Genomic DNA, 17,074 nt, shown 5'->3' with positions numbered 1-17,074 from the left:
CTTATTTGATACCTCAGGTCGGTTTTGCCCGCCCGATCACAGTTCGGCAATTTGCCGACGCAAAGGCTTGCCCCGGCAAAATCCGCGGTGTTAACGTCATAACTCAACCGATTTAGGGTTGTTACTGCTACGGCAGGCAAAACCTAAACCTCGCGTTTCTGTTCCCCGATGGGGCAGAGGCCGCGAGGTTTAGGTTTTTTTTTGCGCCGAATTTCGCCTCAGCGCCAGGCCAGTGCGGGGCGGGGAGCGGCAGAACGCGAAGTCTAAGGATAACAGTATGAAATATGACACATTAGCCAGTGAGATTTTGGCCGGCGTCGGTGGCCGCGACAATGTGAAAAGCCTGGTGCATTGCGCTACCCGCCTGCGTTTCAAGCTGCGCGACGACAATCGCGCCAACGCGGCAGCGCTGAAGAAAAATCCGGGCGTTATCATGGTGGTGGAGAGCGGCGGTCAGTTCCAGGTGGTGGTGGGCAACCACGTGGCGGAGGTGTTCGACGCGGTCAATCGGGTCGGCGGGTTGGCCGAAGGCGCGCCGAGCGACGACGCGGGCGGCAAAAAAGACAACCTGCTCAGCCGCTTTATCGATCTGGTGTCCGGCATTTTTACCCCGCTGCTCGGGGTGATGGCCGCTTCGGGGATCCTGAAAGGCTTCCTGGCGCTGAGCCTGGCCTGCGGCTGGCTGCTGGAGAGCGGCGGCACCTTCAAAATGCTGTTCGCCGCCAGCGACGCGCTGTTCTACTTCTTCCCGATCATGCTCGGCTACACCGCCGGGAAAAAATTCGGCGGCAACCCGTTCGTCACCATGGCGATCGGCGGCGCGTTGACGCATCCGCTGATGATAGCGGCCTTCGAAGCGGCGCAGCAGCCGGGCGCGGTGCGCGAGTATTTCTTCGGCATTCCGCTGACCTTCATCAACTACAGCTCGTCGGTGATCCCGATCATCTTCGCGGCCTGGGTGTCCTGCCGCCTGGAGCCGCTGTTTAACCGGGTGATCCACAGCGCGCTGCGCAATTTCATCACGCCGCTGCTGTGCCTGGCGATCACCGTGCCGTTGACCTTCCTGCTGATCGGCCCGGCGGCAACCTGGCTCAGCCACCTGCTGGCCAACGGCTATCAGAGCATTTACGCCTTTAACCCGATCATCGCCGGCGCCTTTATGGGGGCGATGTGGCAGGTATGCGTGATCTTCGGCCTGCATTGGGGATTGGTGCCGTTGATGATCAACAACCTGAGCGTGCTGGGGCGCGACACCATGGTGCCGCTGCTGTTGCCGGCGGTGATGGGGCAGGTCGGCGCCACGCTGGGCGTGATGCTGCGCACCCGCGACGCCAAACTGCGGGCGCTGTCCGCTTCGGCCATCGGCGCCGGGATTTTCGGCATCACTGAGCCGGCGGTGTATGGCGTCACGCTGCCGAACAAACGCCCATTCATCTTCGGCTGCATCGGCGGCGCGCTGGGCGGCGCGGTGATCGGCTACTTCCATACTTCGGTTTACTCGTTCGGCCTGGTGAGCGTGTTCACCTTCGCGCAGATCATCCCCGGCGGCGGCATTGACGCCACGGTATGGGGCGCGATCGGTGGCACCCTGCTGTCGTTCGTGTTCGCCGCGCTGGCCAGCTATCTGTTCGGCGTTGCGCCGGCGGAAGACGCGGCGCAGCCTGAAGCCGCCGCGCCGCTTAACCGTAAGCAGGCCATCCTCAGCCCGATCGCCGGCGACATCGTGCCGCTGGATCAGGTGAACGACGCGACCTTCGCCAGCGGTCTGCTGGGGAAAGGCGTGGCGATCGCGCCGCAGCAGGGGCGCGTGGTGGCGCCGGTGAGCGGCAGCGTGGCGTCACTGTTCAAAACCAAACACGCCATCGGCATCGAATCGGACGACGGCGCGGAGATTCTTATTCACGTCGGCATCGATACCGTGAAGCTGGACGGGGCGCATTTCACCGCCCACGTGCGGGAAGGCGAGCGGGTCGCCCCGGGCGATCTGCTGATCGAGTTCGACCAGGCGGCGATCCAAGCCGCCGGCTATGACACCACCACGCCGATCATCATCAGCAACAGCGATGATTACGTGGACGTGTTGACCAGCGGCCTGTCTCCGGTGCAGGAACAGGCGCCGCTGCTGACTTTATTACGCTAATTGAGGAGCAAGCGATGAACGGCAAGTTTCCGCAACATTTTCTGTGGGGCGGCGCGGTAGCGGCGAACCAGGTTGAAGGCGCGTATCAGGCCGACGGCAAGGGGCTGTCGACTTCCGATCTGCAGCCGCAGGGCATCTTCGGCGCCATCACGCCGCGTACGGCGGGCGACAGCGGCATCAAGGACGTGGCGATCGATTTCTATCATCGCTATCCGGAAGACATCGCGCTGTTCGCCGAGATGGGCTTCAAATGCCTGCGCACCTCGATCGCCTGGACGCGCATTTTCCCGCAGGGCGACGAAGAGACGCCGAACGAAGCCGGGCTGGCGTTTTACGATCGGCTGTTCGACGAGATGGCGAAGTACGACATTCAGCCGCTGATCACGCTGTCGCACTATGAAATGCCTTACGGCCTGGTGAAACGCTACGGCGGCTGGGGCGATCGGCGCACCATCGACTTCTTCGAGCGCTACGCGCGCACGGTGTTCGAACGTTACAAGCACAAGGTCAAACACTGGCTGACCTTCAACGAGATCAACATGTCGCTGCACGCGCCTTTCACCGGCGTCGGTCTGCCGCCGGAGAGCGACAAGAGCGCCATCTATCAGGCGATCCACCATCAGCTGGTGGCCAGCGCCAAAGCGGTGAAGGCCTGTCACGAGATCGTGCCGGAGGGCAAAATCGGCAACATGCTGCTGGGCGGCATTCTGTATCCGCTGAGCTGCAAGCCGGAAGATCTGCTGGAAACCCAGCGGCAAAACCGCGACTGGCTGTTCTTCGGCGACGTGCAGGCGCGCGGCTATTACCCGGCCTATATGCAACGCTTCTTCCGTGAAAACGGCATTGAGGTGGCGATCACCGAGGAAGATCGGCGAACGCTGCGTGAAACCATCGATTTTATCTCGTTCAGCTATTACATGAGCGGCTGTGTCACCGCCGACCCGGAGCAGTATGAGACGGCGCGCGGCAACATTCTCGATATGGTGCCGAACCCGCATCTGGCCAGCTCGGAGTGGGGATGGCAAATCGACCCGATCGGGCTGCGCTACCTGCTCAACGTGCTGTACGACCGCTATCAGAAACCGCTGTTCATCGTCGAAAATGGGCTGGGCGCCAAAGACCGCGTCGAGGCCGACGGCAGCATCACCGACGATTACCGCATCAACTACCTCAATGATCATCTGGTGCAGGTGGCGGAAGCGATCGACGACGGCGTCGAGGTGATGGGCTACACCAGCTGGGGGCCGATCGATCTGGTCAGCGCTTCGAAGGCCGAAATGTCGAAGCGCTACGGCTTCATTCACGTCGACAGGGACGATGCCGGCAACGGTAGCCTCGAGCGCCGCCGCAAGAAGAGTTTCTATTGGTACCGCGATGTGATCCACAGCAACGGCGCCAGCCTGAAAGACCGACGCTAACCCTTCAGCCCGGCGGCAAGCGCCGGGCGTTAACCTAACGTTATTCGCTGCTGTTCATGATGGGAAATTCTCTCCCAGGGAATGCTGTTGCCCGCAGTCAGCCGTTATGCGGAGAAATATAATAATGATGAAAAGCTTATTACCTCGTTCCATGACCCTGGCGGCGCTGGCGCTGGCGCTGCTCTGTAGCCAGGCGCAGGCGGAAACGCTGCAAACCGGCAAGGACGTCGAAGCCCCCACCGCCAAATGGGAAGGGGTGGCGCTCGGCTTTGAGCCGCCGCAGCCCGGGCTGTTGGGGGATATGCTGGGGATCAGGCCGATCCTGGAGGATCACGGCTTCCACTATAATCTCGGCTACCTCAGCCAGCTGTCGTATAACGCCGGTGGCGGTTACAACCACGATAAACAGGCGTCGTATATCGACCAGTTTTCGCTGACCTTCAGCCAGGATTTGCAGGCGCTGACCGGCATTCCGGACGCGGCGATCGAAGGCAATATCGTCAACCGCAACCATGACAACAACCTGACCCGCGATCGCTTGCAGGATCCGCGCGTCGGCCTGACCGATCTGTCGCAGGAGAGCTTTGGCGGGCAGTCGATTACCCGGCTGGGTTGGTTGACCTTTAGCCGCTCCTTCCTCGATCGCCGGCTGCAGTGGCGCATCGGCATGATGAACAAGGTGCAGGATTTCGATCAGATCATCCCCTGCGATTTTCAGACGCTGACGCTGTGCGGCGGCAAGTCCGCCAACTCGTTGACCTGGTACAACTGGAACGTGCATTACTGGGGCACCACGCTGCAATACAAACTGACCGACGGCCTGACGCTCAAGGGCGGCGTGATGGAACAGAACCCGAGCGCCCCCAGCCGCAGCCACGCCTGGAGCTGGTCCACTAAGGGCAGCAAAGGCTTCCTGTTGCCGATGGAGCTGGAGCTGAAAACCCACGCCGTCAACCAGCTGCCGGGGGTGTATAACCTGGGCGTGCTGTTCACCAACGCGCGCCAGAGCGATCTTTATGAAGGGGTGTCCGGCGGGCCGGGCGCCAGCGATCCGCAGGGCTATCGCAGCCACGATCGCACCTGGTTCCTGTATACCGGTTTCAACCAGCAGGTGACGCGCCATGCGGACGACGTCAACCGCGGTCTGAGTGTGTTTTACAGCCTGGGGCTGGGAGATCAGCGCAGCAACTACCTGCATTGGTCTACCTCGACCGGCATCCGCTATCGCGGGCTGTTCGATGCGCGGCCGGACGACTGGCTGGGGCTCGGCGTCTCGGTGGTGAAGCTGAGCGACCGCTACAAAGACAATCAGCGTTATCTCAACCAGATGAGCAGCATCAGCGATTATCACGATCCGAACTATCGGCCGGTGCCGGGCCACTCGGTGACGGCGGAGCTCTATTATCGCGTTAACGTCACGCCGTGGCTGCAGCTGCAGCCGGGCCTGCAATACTGGCATCACCCGGCGGGCGTCAGCGAGACGCAGGACGCCTGGGTGACGGCGTTGAAAACGGTGGTGACCTTCTGATCAGGCCGCGTCGCTCTCGCGGTAGCGCCGGCGGGCGTGCTCAAACCAGCTGGCCGGCACGTTGTGCGGCGGCTGCTGCAATCTGAGCAGCCCCTGTTCGACGATATGGCTGGCCTGGCGCCACAGCGTCGGGTCGCCTTCGGTCAGCACTTCCAGCAGGCGCTGTTTCTCGATCAGATAGGTTTGGGCGAAGTGGCTGTCGTAGTCCAGCAGCGAGCGGGTGTTGTCGATCAGATCAGCCAGCTTGATGGTTTTGGCCTGCGGCGACGCGCCGGCGCTGTGGCGCCGATCGCGGTTTTTACGCTCGAAGCGGTTGCCGTCCTCGGCGCGGCTGACGTTGGTCAACATCCGCACCAGTTCCGCCACTTTTGGCCCAAAGTGGCTTTCGATATCGCCGAGGGTGGTGGGCGTATCTTCCACCGTGTCATGCAGCCAGGCGGCCGCCAGCATCTCTTCGGTGTGCGGCACGCTGCGCACCAGCTCCATCACCGCCTGTGGGTGGACGATGTACGGATCGTCGGTGTATTTGCGGCGCTGATCGATGGCCGCATGCGCCTTGGTGGCGTAGCGGCGCGCGCGTTCTGCAAGCGTATTCGTCATTTCCTTTCCCTCCGAGCATCCTCTGCATGAAAAAAAGGTAGCATATCTCACAAGAAATAGCTTGCGATTACATCGTGCGCTATCTATATTCACAATCATGAAAAGCACCGATACCGCACAACCCAACGCGAAGAATCTGCTGCAGCTCGATCAGCAGCTCTGTTTCGCGCTGTACTCCGCCAACCTGGCGCTGCACAAAGTCTACCGCAAGCTGTTGAATCAGCTCGAACTCACCTACCCGCAATACCTGGTGATGATGGTGCTGTGGGAGCGCGATCGGGTGACGGTATCGGATATCGGCGAACGGCTGTTCCTCGATTCCGCCACGCTGACGCCGCTGCTGAAGCGGCTGGAAACCGCCGGTTTGCTGGTGCGCTATCGCGCCACCACCGACGAGCGGCAGGTGATCATTGCCCTCACCGAAGCCGGCCGCGCGCTGCGTGAGCGGGCTCAATCGGTGCCCGAGGCGGTGATGTGCGCCACCGACTGCAGCCTGGACGAGATCGTCTCGCTCAAACAGCAGTTGGAAAAGCTGCGCGGCAGCCTGATCGATCAGATTTGATCCTCCAGCGCCGGACGCAAGAACGGCAGGGGTGGTCTACACTGGTTAATAAGCGTCAAAAATAAGTAGTGCGCGATTTAATCGCAAAAGATAAATATGTGACCGGCTTTACCTCGTGGAAGCCGTAGTCATCTCGCCAACCAGCAAGAAGGAATGAACGATGTCTATTGAGAAAGTGGTTTACCGCGCTCACGCCACCGCAACCGGCGGCCGCGACGGCCGTGCGACCTCCTCCGACGGCGTGTTGGACGTGAAACTGGGCGTGCCGAAAGAGATGGGCGGCGCCGGCGGCGAAGTCACCAACCCCGAACAGCTGTTCGCCGCCGGTTACTCGGCCTGCTTCCTCGGCGCGTTGAAGTTTGTCGCGGCGAAAGAAAAGGTCAAAATTCCGGCCGAAGCCAAGATCGACGGCACCGTCGGCATCGGTGAAATCCCGAATGGCTTCGGCATCGAAGTGCAGCTGGATATCTCGCTGCCGGGCATCGAGCGCAGCGTGGCGGAAGATCTGGTGAAAAAGGCGCATGTGGTGTGCCCATACTCCAACGCCACCCGTGGAAATATCGATGTAACTCTGAACGTTAAGTAAGATTTTTGCCGATATCTGGAAAAAATGGAGGGTTTATCCCTCCATTTTCTTGCGTGCCCTGTCTGAAAACCGCTCAAAAAAACGGTAAATTTTGTCCGTTTTGTGAGAATTCTCTTGATTATTACCCGCAAAATAACGCTTATTGCCGGTTGGCTGAACCAGAAGCCGCAATCAGTGTCTGACTGAGTCAGAACCGCTACACCGTCCCCGGAGCCACCGCGTTACATGAACAAAGTTAAATCGCTATCACAGCAGAATTTATCGTTATTGTTAGCGATCTATATCGGCATCTTTCTAAACCTGTCCGTTTTTTATCGCCGTTTTGATTCGCTGGCGCACGGCATTCAGGGAATTAAGCTTATTTCGGCGGTGACGGAAGTCATCGCTATCGTCCTGTTTACGTTCTTCATTATGCGGCTGGTATCGCTCGGCGGCCGGCTGTTTTATCGCATCGTCGCCTCGCTGCTGGTGTTGATTTCGGTTGCCGCCAGCTACTACATGACGTTTTTCAACGTGGTGATCGGCTACGGCATCGTGGTGTCGGTGATGACCACCGATATCGATCTGTCGAAAGAGGTGGTTGGCCTGCACTTCGTGCTGTGGATGGTGGCGCTCAGCGCCTTGCCGCTGCTGTTGATCTGGAAAAACAACCTGCGCTATACCCTGATAGAACAGCTGAAAACCCCTGGTCATCGCATCAAGCCGCTGCTGGTATTGCTGGCGGTGGTGGCGCTGGTCTGGCTGCCGCTGCGCATGCTGGACGACGAGCAGAGCGTGCAAGAGAAGCTTTCCAACGTCGATTTGCCGAGCTACGGCGGCGTGGTGGCGCACTCGTATCTGCCGTCCAACTGGCTGTCGGCGCTGGGGCTGTTTGCTTACACCCGCTATGACGAAAGCCAGGATCAGAGCACGATGTTCGATCCGGGCAAACACTTCACCTACGTACCGCCGGCGGACATCGACGACACCTACGTGGTGTTCATCATCGGCGAGACCACGCGCTGGGATCACATGGGCATGCTGGGCTACGAGCGCGATACCACGCCGCGGCTGTCTAAAGAGAAGAATCTGGTGGCGTTCCGCGGCGAGTCGTGCGATACCGCCACCAAGCTGTCGCTGCGCTGCATGTTCGTGCGTGAAGGCGGCACCGAAGACAATCCGCAGCGCACGCTGAAAGAGCAGAACGTGTTCGCGGTGCTGAAGGATCTGGGCTTCTCTTCCGAGCTGTTCGCCATGCAGAGCGAGGTGTGGTTCTACAACAACACCGAGGTGAACAACTATTCGTTCCGCGAGATGATCGCGTCCGAGAAGCGCAACGACGGCAAGGCGGTCGACGATATGCTGCTGGTGGACGAAATGAAGGAGTCGCTGGCGCGCTATCCGAAGGGCAAGCACCTGGTGATCCTGCATACCAAAGGCTCGCACTACCTGTACTCGCAGCGTTATCCGCGCAGCTATGCGCGTTATCAGCCGGAGTGCATGGGGGTGGACGATTCCTGCACCAAGGCGCAACTGATCAATGCGTTCGACAATACGGTGCTGTATACCGACAGCTTTATCGCCAATGTGATAGACCAGGTGCGCGACAAGAAAGCTATCGTGTTCTATGCCGCCGATCACGGCGAATCGATCGGCGAGAATACGCACCTGCATGGCACGCCGCGCGAAATGGCGCCGCCGGAGCAATTCCGCGTGCCGATGATCGTGTGGGCGTCGGACAAGTTCCTCGAAAACCCGCAGCACCTCAGCGCCTTTGAGCAGCTGCAGGCGCAGCAGCGCATCGGCAAAACGCATCGCCACGTCGAGCTGTTTGACACCATCCTCGGCTGCCTCGGCTACACCTCTCCTGATGGCGGCATCGTGGATAAAAACAACTGGTGCCATCTGCCGCAGGATAAAACGGCGCCTGCCCGCCTGTGATCCCTCTCGCCGGGTGCCTGCCTTGCGCACCCGGTAATTTCATCCAATACATTCTCTTCATCAATTATTCCGGTGTGCGCATACGGTATACTTGCGCACTTCCCCTGCTAACCGGAGATTTCCATGACCCTGCGCGTGGCGTTTATCGACGATCATGACATTGTGCGTTCGGGCTTTGTGCAACTGCTGTCGCTGGAGGCCGATATCCAGGTGGTGGGCGAGTTCAGCAGCGCGGCGCAGGCGCGCGCCGGCCTGCCGGGGCTGGAGGCGGAAATCTGCATTTGCGACATTTCGATGCCGGACGGCAGCGGGCTGGATCTGCTGGCGGACATTCCCTCCGGCATTCGCGTGGTGATGCTGTCGATGCACGATAACCCGGCGCTGGTGGAAATGGCGCTGGAACGCGGCGCCAGCGGCTTTCTCTCCAAGCGCTGCAAGCCGGAAGATCTGATCACCGCGGTGCGCACCGTCGCCGGCGGCGGCGTCTACCTGATGCCGGAAATCGCGCAGCAGCTGGCGCGGGTGAGGGTCGATCCGTTGACCCGCCGCGAGCGCGAGATCGCGCTATTGCTGGCGCAGGGCCAGGAGGTGCGTGAGATCGCCGCCGCCTTGGGGCTGTCGCCGAAAACGGTGCATGTGCACCGCGCCAACCTGTTCGCCAAGCTGGGCATCAACAACAACGTCGAACTGGCCAGACGGATGCTGAACCTGTGACGCAGCGCTTGATCACCCAGCTGGCGCTGTTTTTCATCTACGCCGCCAGCGCGTTTTGCCTGTGGGGCATCGGCACCGCGTTGATCGACCCCCCCTGGCAGGCGCTGCTGCTGTTTCCGTTCGGCCTGCGCATGGGCATTTTGCTGCAGAGCCCGTACCGTTTCTGGCCGGGGATCCTGCTGGCTGACCTGCTGCTGATGGCGTTGCTGGCGGATCAGTTCGGCTACGGCCCGGCGCTGTGGGCGTCGGTGGCGGTGCTGGTGTTGACGGTGCTGCTCAGCCTGCTGGCCTCGCCGTGGCTGTTGCGCCATCAGCAGAGCGACAGCGAATGGCGCTGGCCGCTGTTGCAGGGCGCGGTGGTCGCCATCGCCGCCTTGCTGCAGGCGTTGGTTTGGCAGCTGGTGAGCGGCGAAGGCGCCCGCGCGCTGCTGCTCGGCCTGACCGGCGGTTTCACCATCGCGCCAACCTGCCTGCTGTTGTGGCACTATCTGGCGCGCCAAATCTGGGTGCCGCTGGAGCCGGGGTTGATCCACAAGCCGGTGGAGCTGCGTCTGGGCCACCTGGCCAGCTATCTGTTGCTGTTTGCGTTCAGCATCTGGCTGCAGCAGCAGGTTAACGCCGCCGAGCTGCGCCGTTTCGCGCCGTTCTGTCTGGCGATCCCCATCGTGTTCATGTCTTATCGCTATGGCTGGCAGGGCGCGCTGTTGGCGACGCTGCTCAACGGCGTGGCGCTGATGGTCAACGAGCCGCCGCAGCCGGAGTCGCACCGCGATCTGCTGCTGTCGCTGCTGGCCCAAAGCCTGACCGGGCTGCTGCTGGGCGCCGGCATTCAGCGCCAGCGCGAACTGAATCAGCAACTGCGGCTGCGGCTGGCGGAGAATCGGCAGCTGGCGCGGGCGCTGGTGACGGCGGAAGAGCAAACCCGGCGCGAGGTGGCGCGCGAGCTGCACGATGAAGTGGGGCAGACCATCACCGTGATCCGCACTCAGGCCAGCATCGTCAAACGTCTGGCGCCGGAACCGGCGGTGATCGGCTGCGCCGACACCATCGATGCGCTGGCGCTGCGGGTCTACGACGGGGTGCACGATGTGCTGACCCAGCTGTGGCCGGCGGCGCTGAACAACCTGCCGCTGTCGGCGGCGGTGGCGGCGATGCTGCGGGAGTCGCTGCCGCAGGACGCGTCGCTGGTGAGCAGCATGCAGTGGCAGGTGCCCGACGAGCTGCTGGATGAAACGCTGAAAATCACGCTGTATCGGGTGTGTCAGGAAGGGGTGACCAATGTGTGCCGCCACGCCGGCGCCAGCCGCCTGGAGCTGGATGCGCGCCTGCAGCCGCGCAAAGGCGCCGCGCCGCAGATCGCCCTGACCATCCGCGACAACGGCGTGGGCTTCGATGCGGAAAACCATCAGCCGGGGTACGGCCTGCGCGGCATGCAGGAGCGCATCAGCGCCCTCGGCGGCAGCCTGCGGTTCACCGCTGAGCGGGGCGCCTGTTTGAGTGTGATCTTGCCCACAGTTTCACCGGCGCAAACGCAAAACTAGGAAAAACTCCTAACCGCCTCGAGAATCCGGCGTAAGCCCCCTGCGCGCGCGAGGAGCATCATAGCGGCACTTTAATTCAATCCTCTGAGGTTCCACATGTGGTCTTTCCTTAAAAGCCGCCCGGATGCGCCGCAGGTCACCGATCAACGGCAGATCGACGCCAGCTACAAATACTGGCGCATTCAGCTGATGTGCACCATGTACATCGGTTATGCCGCGTTTTACTTCACGCGCAAAAGCTTCAACTTCATCATGCCGGCGATGCTGAGCGATCTGGGTCTGACGATGTCCGACGTCGGCATCCTCGGCACGCTGTTCTACATCACCTACGGCTGCTCGAAATTCATTTCCGGCATGATCAGCGATCGCTCCAACCCGCGTTACTTTATGGGGCTGGGCCTGATCATGACCGGGGTGCTGAATATCTTCTTCGGTCTCAGCTCGTCGTTGATGATGCTGGGCACGCTGTGGATCCTCAACGCCTTCTTCCAGGGCTGGGGTTGGCCGCCGTGCTCCAAAATCCTCACCAGCTGGTATTCGCGCTCCGAGCGCGGCAGCTGGTGGGCGATCTGGAACACTTCGCACAACGTCGGCGGCGCGCTGATCCCGCTGCTGGTGGGCTTTATCTCGCTGCACTTCAGCTGGCGTTACGGCATGATCATTCCCGGCATCATCGGCGTGGTGCTCGGCCTGCTGATGTGCTGGCGCCTGCGTGACAAGCCATCCACCCTGGGGCTGCCGAGCGTCGGCAAATGGCGCAACGACGCCATGGAGCTGGTGCAGGAATCGGAAGGCCAGGGGCTGAGCAACCGCGAGATCATCAAGCGCTACGTGCTGACCAACAAGTACATCTGGCTGCTGGCGGTCTCTTACGTGCTGGTGTACATCGTGCGCACCGCGATCAACGACTGGGGCAACCTCTACCTGACGCAGGAAAAGGGCTATTCGCTGATGACCGCCAACTCGGCCATCTCGCTGTTTGAAGTGGGCGGCTTCATCGGTTCACTGGTGGCCGGTTGGGGTTCCGACAAGCTGTTCCGCGGCAACCGCGGCCCGATGAACCTGATCTTCGCCATCGGCATCTTCCTGTCGGTGGCGGCGCTGTGGCTGATGCCGGGCGTCACCTACCTGCTGCAGGCCTGCTGTTTCTTCGCCATCGGCTTCTTTATCTTCGGTCCGCAGATGCTGATCGGCATGGCGGCGGCGGAGTGCTCGCACAAGGATGCGGCGGGCGCCGCGACCGGTTTCGTCGGCCTGTTCGCCTACCTGGGCGCGGCGCTGTCCGGCTACCCGATCGCGCGGGTGATGGAGATCTGGCACTGGAACGGCTTCTTCGTGGTGATTTCCATCGCCGCCTGCCTGTCGGCGCTGTTCCTGCTGCCATTCCTGCGCGCGCAGACGCCGGCGCTGAAACCGGCCAACGCCTGAGTAAAATACGCTGCGCAACCCCCGGCGCAGCGTATTATGGCGCTTTTATCACCACTTGAAATGCAGGGGCAAAAAAGTGATTGACGCCTATAACCGCCAGCAGTAAGATGCGCCCCGCATCGGCGAGTAGCGCAGCTTGGTAGCGCAACTGGTTTGGGACCAGTGGGTCGGAGGTTCGAATCCTCTCTCGCCGACCACCATTCGAAAAACCTGCTTTTTAAAGCAGGTTTTTTTTTGTCTGCAGTTTATGAGGATGAGTACCTCCTCCGATACGGTCGGCTTCGCTTTATGGCGTGCGTCAATCCACCGTCCTCGTGAAATATATTTATCCTTTACGCTTAATTAATTCACACTCCTTATTCCCATTGGGCTCTTTTTCTCATATTTAAATAAATTCATGCTTGCCGAATAAAACCCGGTTTATAGCGCTCTTGTTTTCACATTTTTTTTACCTATAGTCTGAATGGACAACGCGGGATATGTTATTCCCGCTGCGTGGAAAATATCGTGATTATTTATTAACGTTAATCTTCGAGGATTATTGCGGGATTTTTCGCTTCGGCAATGCATCGCGACGATTAACTCTTTTATGTTTATCCTCTCGGAATAAAGGAATCAGTTATGCGCAAATTTAATAAACCGCTATTGGCGCTGTTGATCGGCAGCACGCTGTGTTCCGCGGCGCAGGCCGCCGCGCCGGGCAAGCCGACCATCGCCTGGGGCAACACCAAGTTCGCCATCGTTGAAGTTGACCAGGCGGCTACCGCTTATAATAATTTGGTGAAGGTAAAAAATGCCGCCGATGTTTCGGTCTCCTGGAATTTATGGAATGGCGACACCGGTACGACGGCAAAAGTTTTATTAAATGGCAAAGAGGCGTGGAGCGGCCCGTCAACCGGTTCTTCCGGTACGGCGAATTTTAAAGTCAATAAAGGCGGCCGTTATCAAATGCAGGTGGCATTGTGCAATGCCGACGGCTGCAGCGCCAGCGACGCCACCGAAATTGTGGTGGCCGACACCGACGGCAGCCATTTGGCGCCGTTGAAAGAGCCGCTGCTGGAAAAGAATAAACCGTATAAACAGAACTCCGGCAAAGTGGTGGGTTCTTATTTCGTCGAGTGGGGCGTTTACGGGCGCAATTTCACCGTCGACAAGATCCCGGCGCAGAACCTGACCCACCTGCTGTACGGCTTTATCCCGATCTGCGGCGGCAACGGCATCAACGACAGCCTGAAAGAGATCGAAGGCAGCTTCCAGGCGCTGCAGCGCTCCTGCCAGGGCCGCGAGGACTTCAAAGTCTCGATCCACGATCCGTTCGCCGCGCTGCAAAAAGCGCAGAAGGGCGTTACCGCCTGGGATGACCCCTACAAGGGCAACTTCGGCCAGCTGATGGCGCTGAAACAGGCGCATCCTGACCTGAAAATTCTGCCGTCGATCGGCGGCTGGACGCTGTCCGACCCGTTCTTCTTCATGGGCGATAAGGTGAAGCGCGATCGCTTCGTCGGTTCGGTGAAAGAGTTCCTGCAGACCTGGAAGTTCTTCGATGGCGTGGATATCGACTGGGAGTTCCCGGGCGGCAAAGGCGCCAACCCGAACCTGGGCAGCCCGCAGGACGGGGAAACCTATGTGCTGCTGATGAAGGAGCTGCGGGCGATGCTGGATCAGCTGTCGGCGGAAACCGGCCGCAAATATGAACTGACCTCCGCCATCAGCGCCGGCAAGGACAAGATCGACAAGGTGGCTTACAACGTTGCGCAGAACTCGATGGATCACATTTTCCTGATGAGCTACGACTTCTATGGCGCCTTCGATCTGAAGAACCTGGGGCATCAGACCGCGCTGAATGCGCCGGCCTGGAAGCCGGACACCGCTTACACCACGGTGAACGGCGTCAATGCGCTGCTGGCGCAGGGCGTCAAGCCGGGCAAAATCGTGGTCGGCACCGCCATGTATGGCCGCGGCTGGACCGGGGTGAACGGCTACCAGAACAACATTCCGTTCACCGGTACCGCCACCGGGCCGGTTAAAGGCACCTGGGAGAACGGCATCGTGGACTACCGCCAAATCGCCGGCCAGTTCATGAGCGGCGAGTGGCAGTACACCTACGACGCCACGGCAGAAGCGCCATACGTGTTCAAGCCTTCCACCGGCGATCTGATCACCTTCGACGATGCCCGCTCGGTGCAGGCCAAAGGCAAGTACGTGCTGGATAAGCAGCTGGGCGGCTTGTTCTCTTGGGAGATCGACGCGGATAACGGCGATATTCTCAACAGCATGAACGCCAGCCTGGGCAACAGCGCCGGCGTTCAATAATCGGTTGCAGTGCGTTGCCGGGGGATATCCTTTCGCCCCCGGCTTTTTCGCCGCCGAAAGTTTTTTTACGCCGCACAGATTGTGGCTCTGCCCGGTGCAAAACGCGCTCATCGGACTCACCCTTTTGGGTAATCCTTCAGCATTTCCTCCTGTCTTTAACGGCGATCACAAAAATAACCGTTCAGATATTCATCATTCAGCAACAAAGTTTTGGCGTTTTTTAACGGAGTTAAAAACCAGTAAGTTTGTGAGGGTCAGACCAATGCGCTAAAAATGGCCGCTTAGCATAAATTTTCATGCTGGAACTGTTAACAAAAGGTTTTTTTTATGTTTGTTTGCTGTTTCTCACAGTCTGCGTAAATCCCCACTGGTTATATTGACGACACCCCAAACAGTTGGCAACTTGATAGCCTCAGGGGTAAGAGCGAGAGTTGTTTGAGTGAATTCCACGCGCTCAGACGTCCCCGCCGCGATGCGTTCCATCCGGCATTCTCTCCTCGTACGCCTTCTGCCTTCGGGCGCCGATCGCACAGGCCACGCAATAAAAAATACAGGTCTGGCGGCAATTACACACATCACATCACACAATGGAGCACTAACGATGACACGTTCCTTGGGTAAATCGGGGATTCTGAAATTCGGTATTGGGCTGATCGCGCTGACCGTGGCGGCCAGCGTACAGGCCAAGACGTTGGTTTACTGTTCTGAAGGTTCCCCGGAAGGGTTCAACCCGCAGCTGTTTACCTCCGGCACCACCTATGACGCCAGCTCGGTACCAATCTACAACCGGCTGGTCGAATTCAAGACCGGCACCACCGAGCTGCAGCCGGGGCTGGCTGAGAAGTGGGACGTCAGCGAAGACGGCAAAACCTACACCTTCCACCTGCGCAAAGGCGTGAAGTGGCAGAGCAGCAAGGACTTCAAACCGACGCGCGATTTCAACGCCGACGACGTGGTGTTCTCCTTTGAACGCCAGTTGGATGCGAACAACGCCTATCACAAAGTGTCCGGCGGCAGTTACGAATACTTTGAAGGCATGGACATGCCAAAGCTGATCGCCAAGATCGAAAAAGTGGACGACAACACCGTGCGTTTCGTGCTGAACCGCCCGGAGGCGCCGTTCCTGGCTGACCTGGGCATGGACTTCGCGTCCATTCTGTCCGCCGAATACGCTGACGTGATGATGAAAGCCGGCACGCCGGAGAAAGTCGATCTGAATCCGATCGGCACCGGCCCATTCCAGCTGCTGCAATACCAGAAAGACTCCAAGATCCTGTACAAGGCGTTCGACGGTTTCTGGGGCACCAAGCCGAAGATCGATCGCCTGGTGTTTTCCATCACGCCTGACGCCTCCGTGCGCTACGCCAAACTGCAGAAAAACGAATGCCAGGTGATGCCGTATCCGAACCCGGCCGATATCGCCCGCATGAAGCAGGACAAGTCCATCAACCTGATGGAACAGCCGGGCCTGAATGTGGGCTATCTGTCGTTCAACGTCGAGAAAAAGCCGCTGGATAACCTGAAGGTGCGTCAGGCGTTGACCATGGCGGTCAACAAGCAGGCGATCATCGACGCGGTCTATCAGGGCGCGGGCCAGGCGGCCAAGAACCTGATCCCGCCGACCATGTGGGGCTATAACGACGCGGTGCAGGATTACGCTTACGATCCGGCCAAGGCGAAAGAGCTGCTGAAAGAAGCGGGCATGGCCGACGGTTTCAGCATCGATCTGTGGGCGATGCCGGTACAGCGTCCTTACAACCCGAACGCGCGCCGCATGGCGGAAATGATCCAGGCCGACTGGGCCAAGATCGGCGTGAAAGCCAAAATCGTGACCTATGAGTGGGGTGAATACCTCAAGCGCGCCAAAGCGGGCGAGCACCAGACGGTGATGATGGGCTGGACCGGCGACAACGGGGATCCGGACAACTTCTTCGCCACGCTGTTCAGCTGCGCGGCGGCGAAAGACGGCTCCAACTACTCCCGCTGGTGCTACAAGCCGTTTGAAGATCTGATTCAACCGGCGCGCGCCGAATCCAACCACGACAAGCGTATCGAACTGTACAAACAGGCGCAGGTGGTGATGCACGATCAGGCTCCGGCGCTGATTGTCGCACACTCCACCGTGTATGAGCCTGTGCGTAAGGAAGTGAAAGGCTACGTCGTGGATCCGCTCGGTAAGCATCACTTCGAGAATGTCTCTGTAGACTGATTTCGACCGCTTTACCGGAGACGCACGAATGGACTTGCAGGGGCGCAACAGGTTTGCGCCTCTGCTGACCAGTCTCCGGCGTATGGCCGTCGAATCGTTCAAAGGCATGTGAGCG

At 59.7% G+C, this 17,074-nt stretch carries 12 protein-coding genes and 1 tRNA gene; 12 read left to right on the top strand and 1 reads right to left on the bottom strand.

What is annotated here, in order from left to right; genetic code table 11:
* Nucleotides 1–277: 277 nt before the first annotated feature.
* The 3 genes from bglF to MMS95_RS07230 all read left to right on the top strand — a co-directional run bounded on the left by bglF (nucleotide 278) and on the right by MMS95_RS07230 (nucleotide 5,086).
* Nucleotides 278–2,140: a PTS beta-glucoside transporter subunit IIABC gene (gene bglF, locus MMS95_RS07240; protein WP_082997377.1), complete on the top strand. Its 1,863-nt coding sequence runs from the start codon at nucleotides 278–280 to the stop codon at nucleotides 2,138–2,140.
* Nucleotides 2,141–2,154: 14 nt separating this feature from the next.
* Nucleotides 2,155–3,558 carry a 6-phospho-beta-glucosidase gene (ascB, locus tag MMS95_RS07235; RefSeq protein WP_242141519.1) on the top strand — a complete coding sequence of 468 codons (1,404 nt, stop codon included), beginning with the start codon at nucleotides 2,155–2,157 and terminating at the stop codon, nucleotides 3,556–3,558.
* A gap of 127 nt (nucleotides 3,559–3,685) precedes the next feature.
* The gene (locus MMS95_RS07230; protein WP_242141543.1) at nucleotides 3,686–5,086 is read left to right on the top strand and encodes a carbohydrate porin; all 1,401 of its coding nucleotides are present in this window, start codon (nucleotides 3,686–3,688) and stop codon (nucleotides 5,084–5,086) included.
* Here the strand turns inward: MMS95_RS07230 and MMS95_RS07225 are convergent, their stop codons facing one another.
* Nucleotides 5,087–5,686, bottom strand: coding sequence for an HD domain-containing protein (locus tag MMS95_RS07225; RefSeq protein WP_015376230.1), 600 nt, complete (start codon nucleotides 5,684–5,686; stop codon nucleotides 5,087–5,089).
* Between the two features lie 97 nt (nucleotides 5,687–5,783).
* Here MMS95_RS07225 and MMS95_RS07220 point away from each other — a divergent pair, with 97 nt between their 5' ends.
* From MMS95_RS07220 to dppA, 9 genes are all read left to right on the top strand, one after another.
* Nucleotides 5,784–6,248 (top strand): MarR family transcriptional regulator, encoded by a 465-nt coding sequence (locus tag MMS95_RS07220; RefSeq protein WP_004934111.1) that lies wholly within the window; start codon nucleotides 5,784–5,786, stop codon nucleotides 6,246–6,248.
* Nucleotides 6,249–6,408: 160 nt separating this feature from the next.
* Nucleotides 6,409–6,834, top strand: a complete 426-nt coding sequence (locus MMS95_RS07215; protein WP_004934114.1) for an organic hydroperoxide resistance protein — start codon at nucleotides 6,409–6,411, stop codon at nucleotides 6,832–6,834.
* Nucleotides 6,835–7,059: 225 nt separating this feature from the next.
* A complete protein-coding gene (eptB, locus tag MMS95_RS07210) occupies nucleotides 7,060–8,754 on the top strand; it encodes a kdo(2)-lipid A phosphoethanolamine 7''-transferase (RefSeq protein WP_033631458.1) in 1,695 nt (564 codons plus the stop codon).
* A gap of 123 nt (nucleotides 8,755–8,877) precedes the next feature.
* Complete coding sequence (gene uhpA, locus MMS95_RS07205) at nucleotides 8,878–9,468, top strand: transcriptional regulator UhpA (protein WP_004934117.1); 591 nt, start codon at nucleotides 8,878–8,880, stop codon at nucleotides 9,466–9,468.
* Complete coding sequence (gene uhpB, locus MMS95_RS07200) at nucleotides 9,465–11,009, top strand: signal transduction histidine-protein kinase/phosphatase UhpB (protein ID WP_004934119.1); 1,545 nt, start codon at nucleotides 9,465–9,467, stop codon at nucleotides 11,007–11,009. The genes uhpA and uhpB overlap by 4 nt, the downstream gene beginning before the upstream one ends.
* Nucleotides 11,010–11,105: 96 nt before the next feature.
* Nucleotides 11,106–12,437, top strand: a complete 1,332-nt coding sequence (locus tag MMS95_RS07195; RefSeq protein WP_015376232.1) for an MFS transporter — start codon at nucleotides 11,106–11,108, stop codon at nucleotides 12,435–12,437.
* Between the two features lie 120 nt (nucleotides 12,438–12,557).
* Nucleotides 12,558–12,634 (top strand) — tRNA-Pro (locus MMS95_RS07190).
* A 424-nt stretch (nucleotides 12,635–13,058) separates the two neighbouring features.
* Complete coding sequence (locus MMS95_RS07185) at nucleotides 13,059–14,750, top strand: glycosyl hydrolase family 18 protein (RefSeq protein ID WP_004934124.1); 1,692 nt, start codon at nucleotides 13,059–13,061, stop codon at nucleotides 14,748–14,750.
* A 601-nt stretch (nucleotides 14,751–15,351) separates the two neighbouring features.
* Nucleotides 15,352–16,959, top strand: coding sequence for a dipeptide ABC transporter periplasmic-binding protein DppA (gene dppA, locus MMS95_RS07180; protein ID WP_004934126.1), 1,608 nt, complete (start codon nucleotides 15,352–15,354; stop codon nucleotides 16,957–16,959).
* The last annotated feature ends 115 nt before the right edge of the window (nucleotides 16,960–17,074 follow it).

The organism is Serratia sp. PGPR-27, assembly GCF_022678525.1.
Classification (GTDB): domain Bacteria; phylum Pseudomonadota; class Gammaproteobacteria; order Enterobacterales; family Enterobacteriaceae; genus Serratia; species Serratia nematodiphila.
This window is presented reverse-complemented; position numbering and strand designations above follow the sequence as displayed.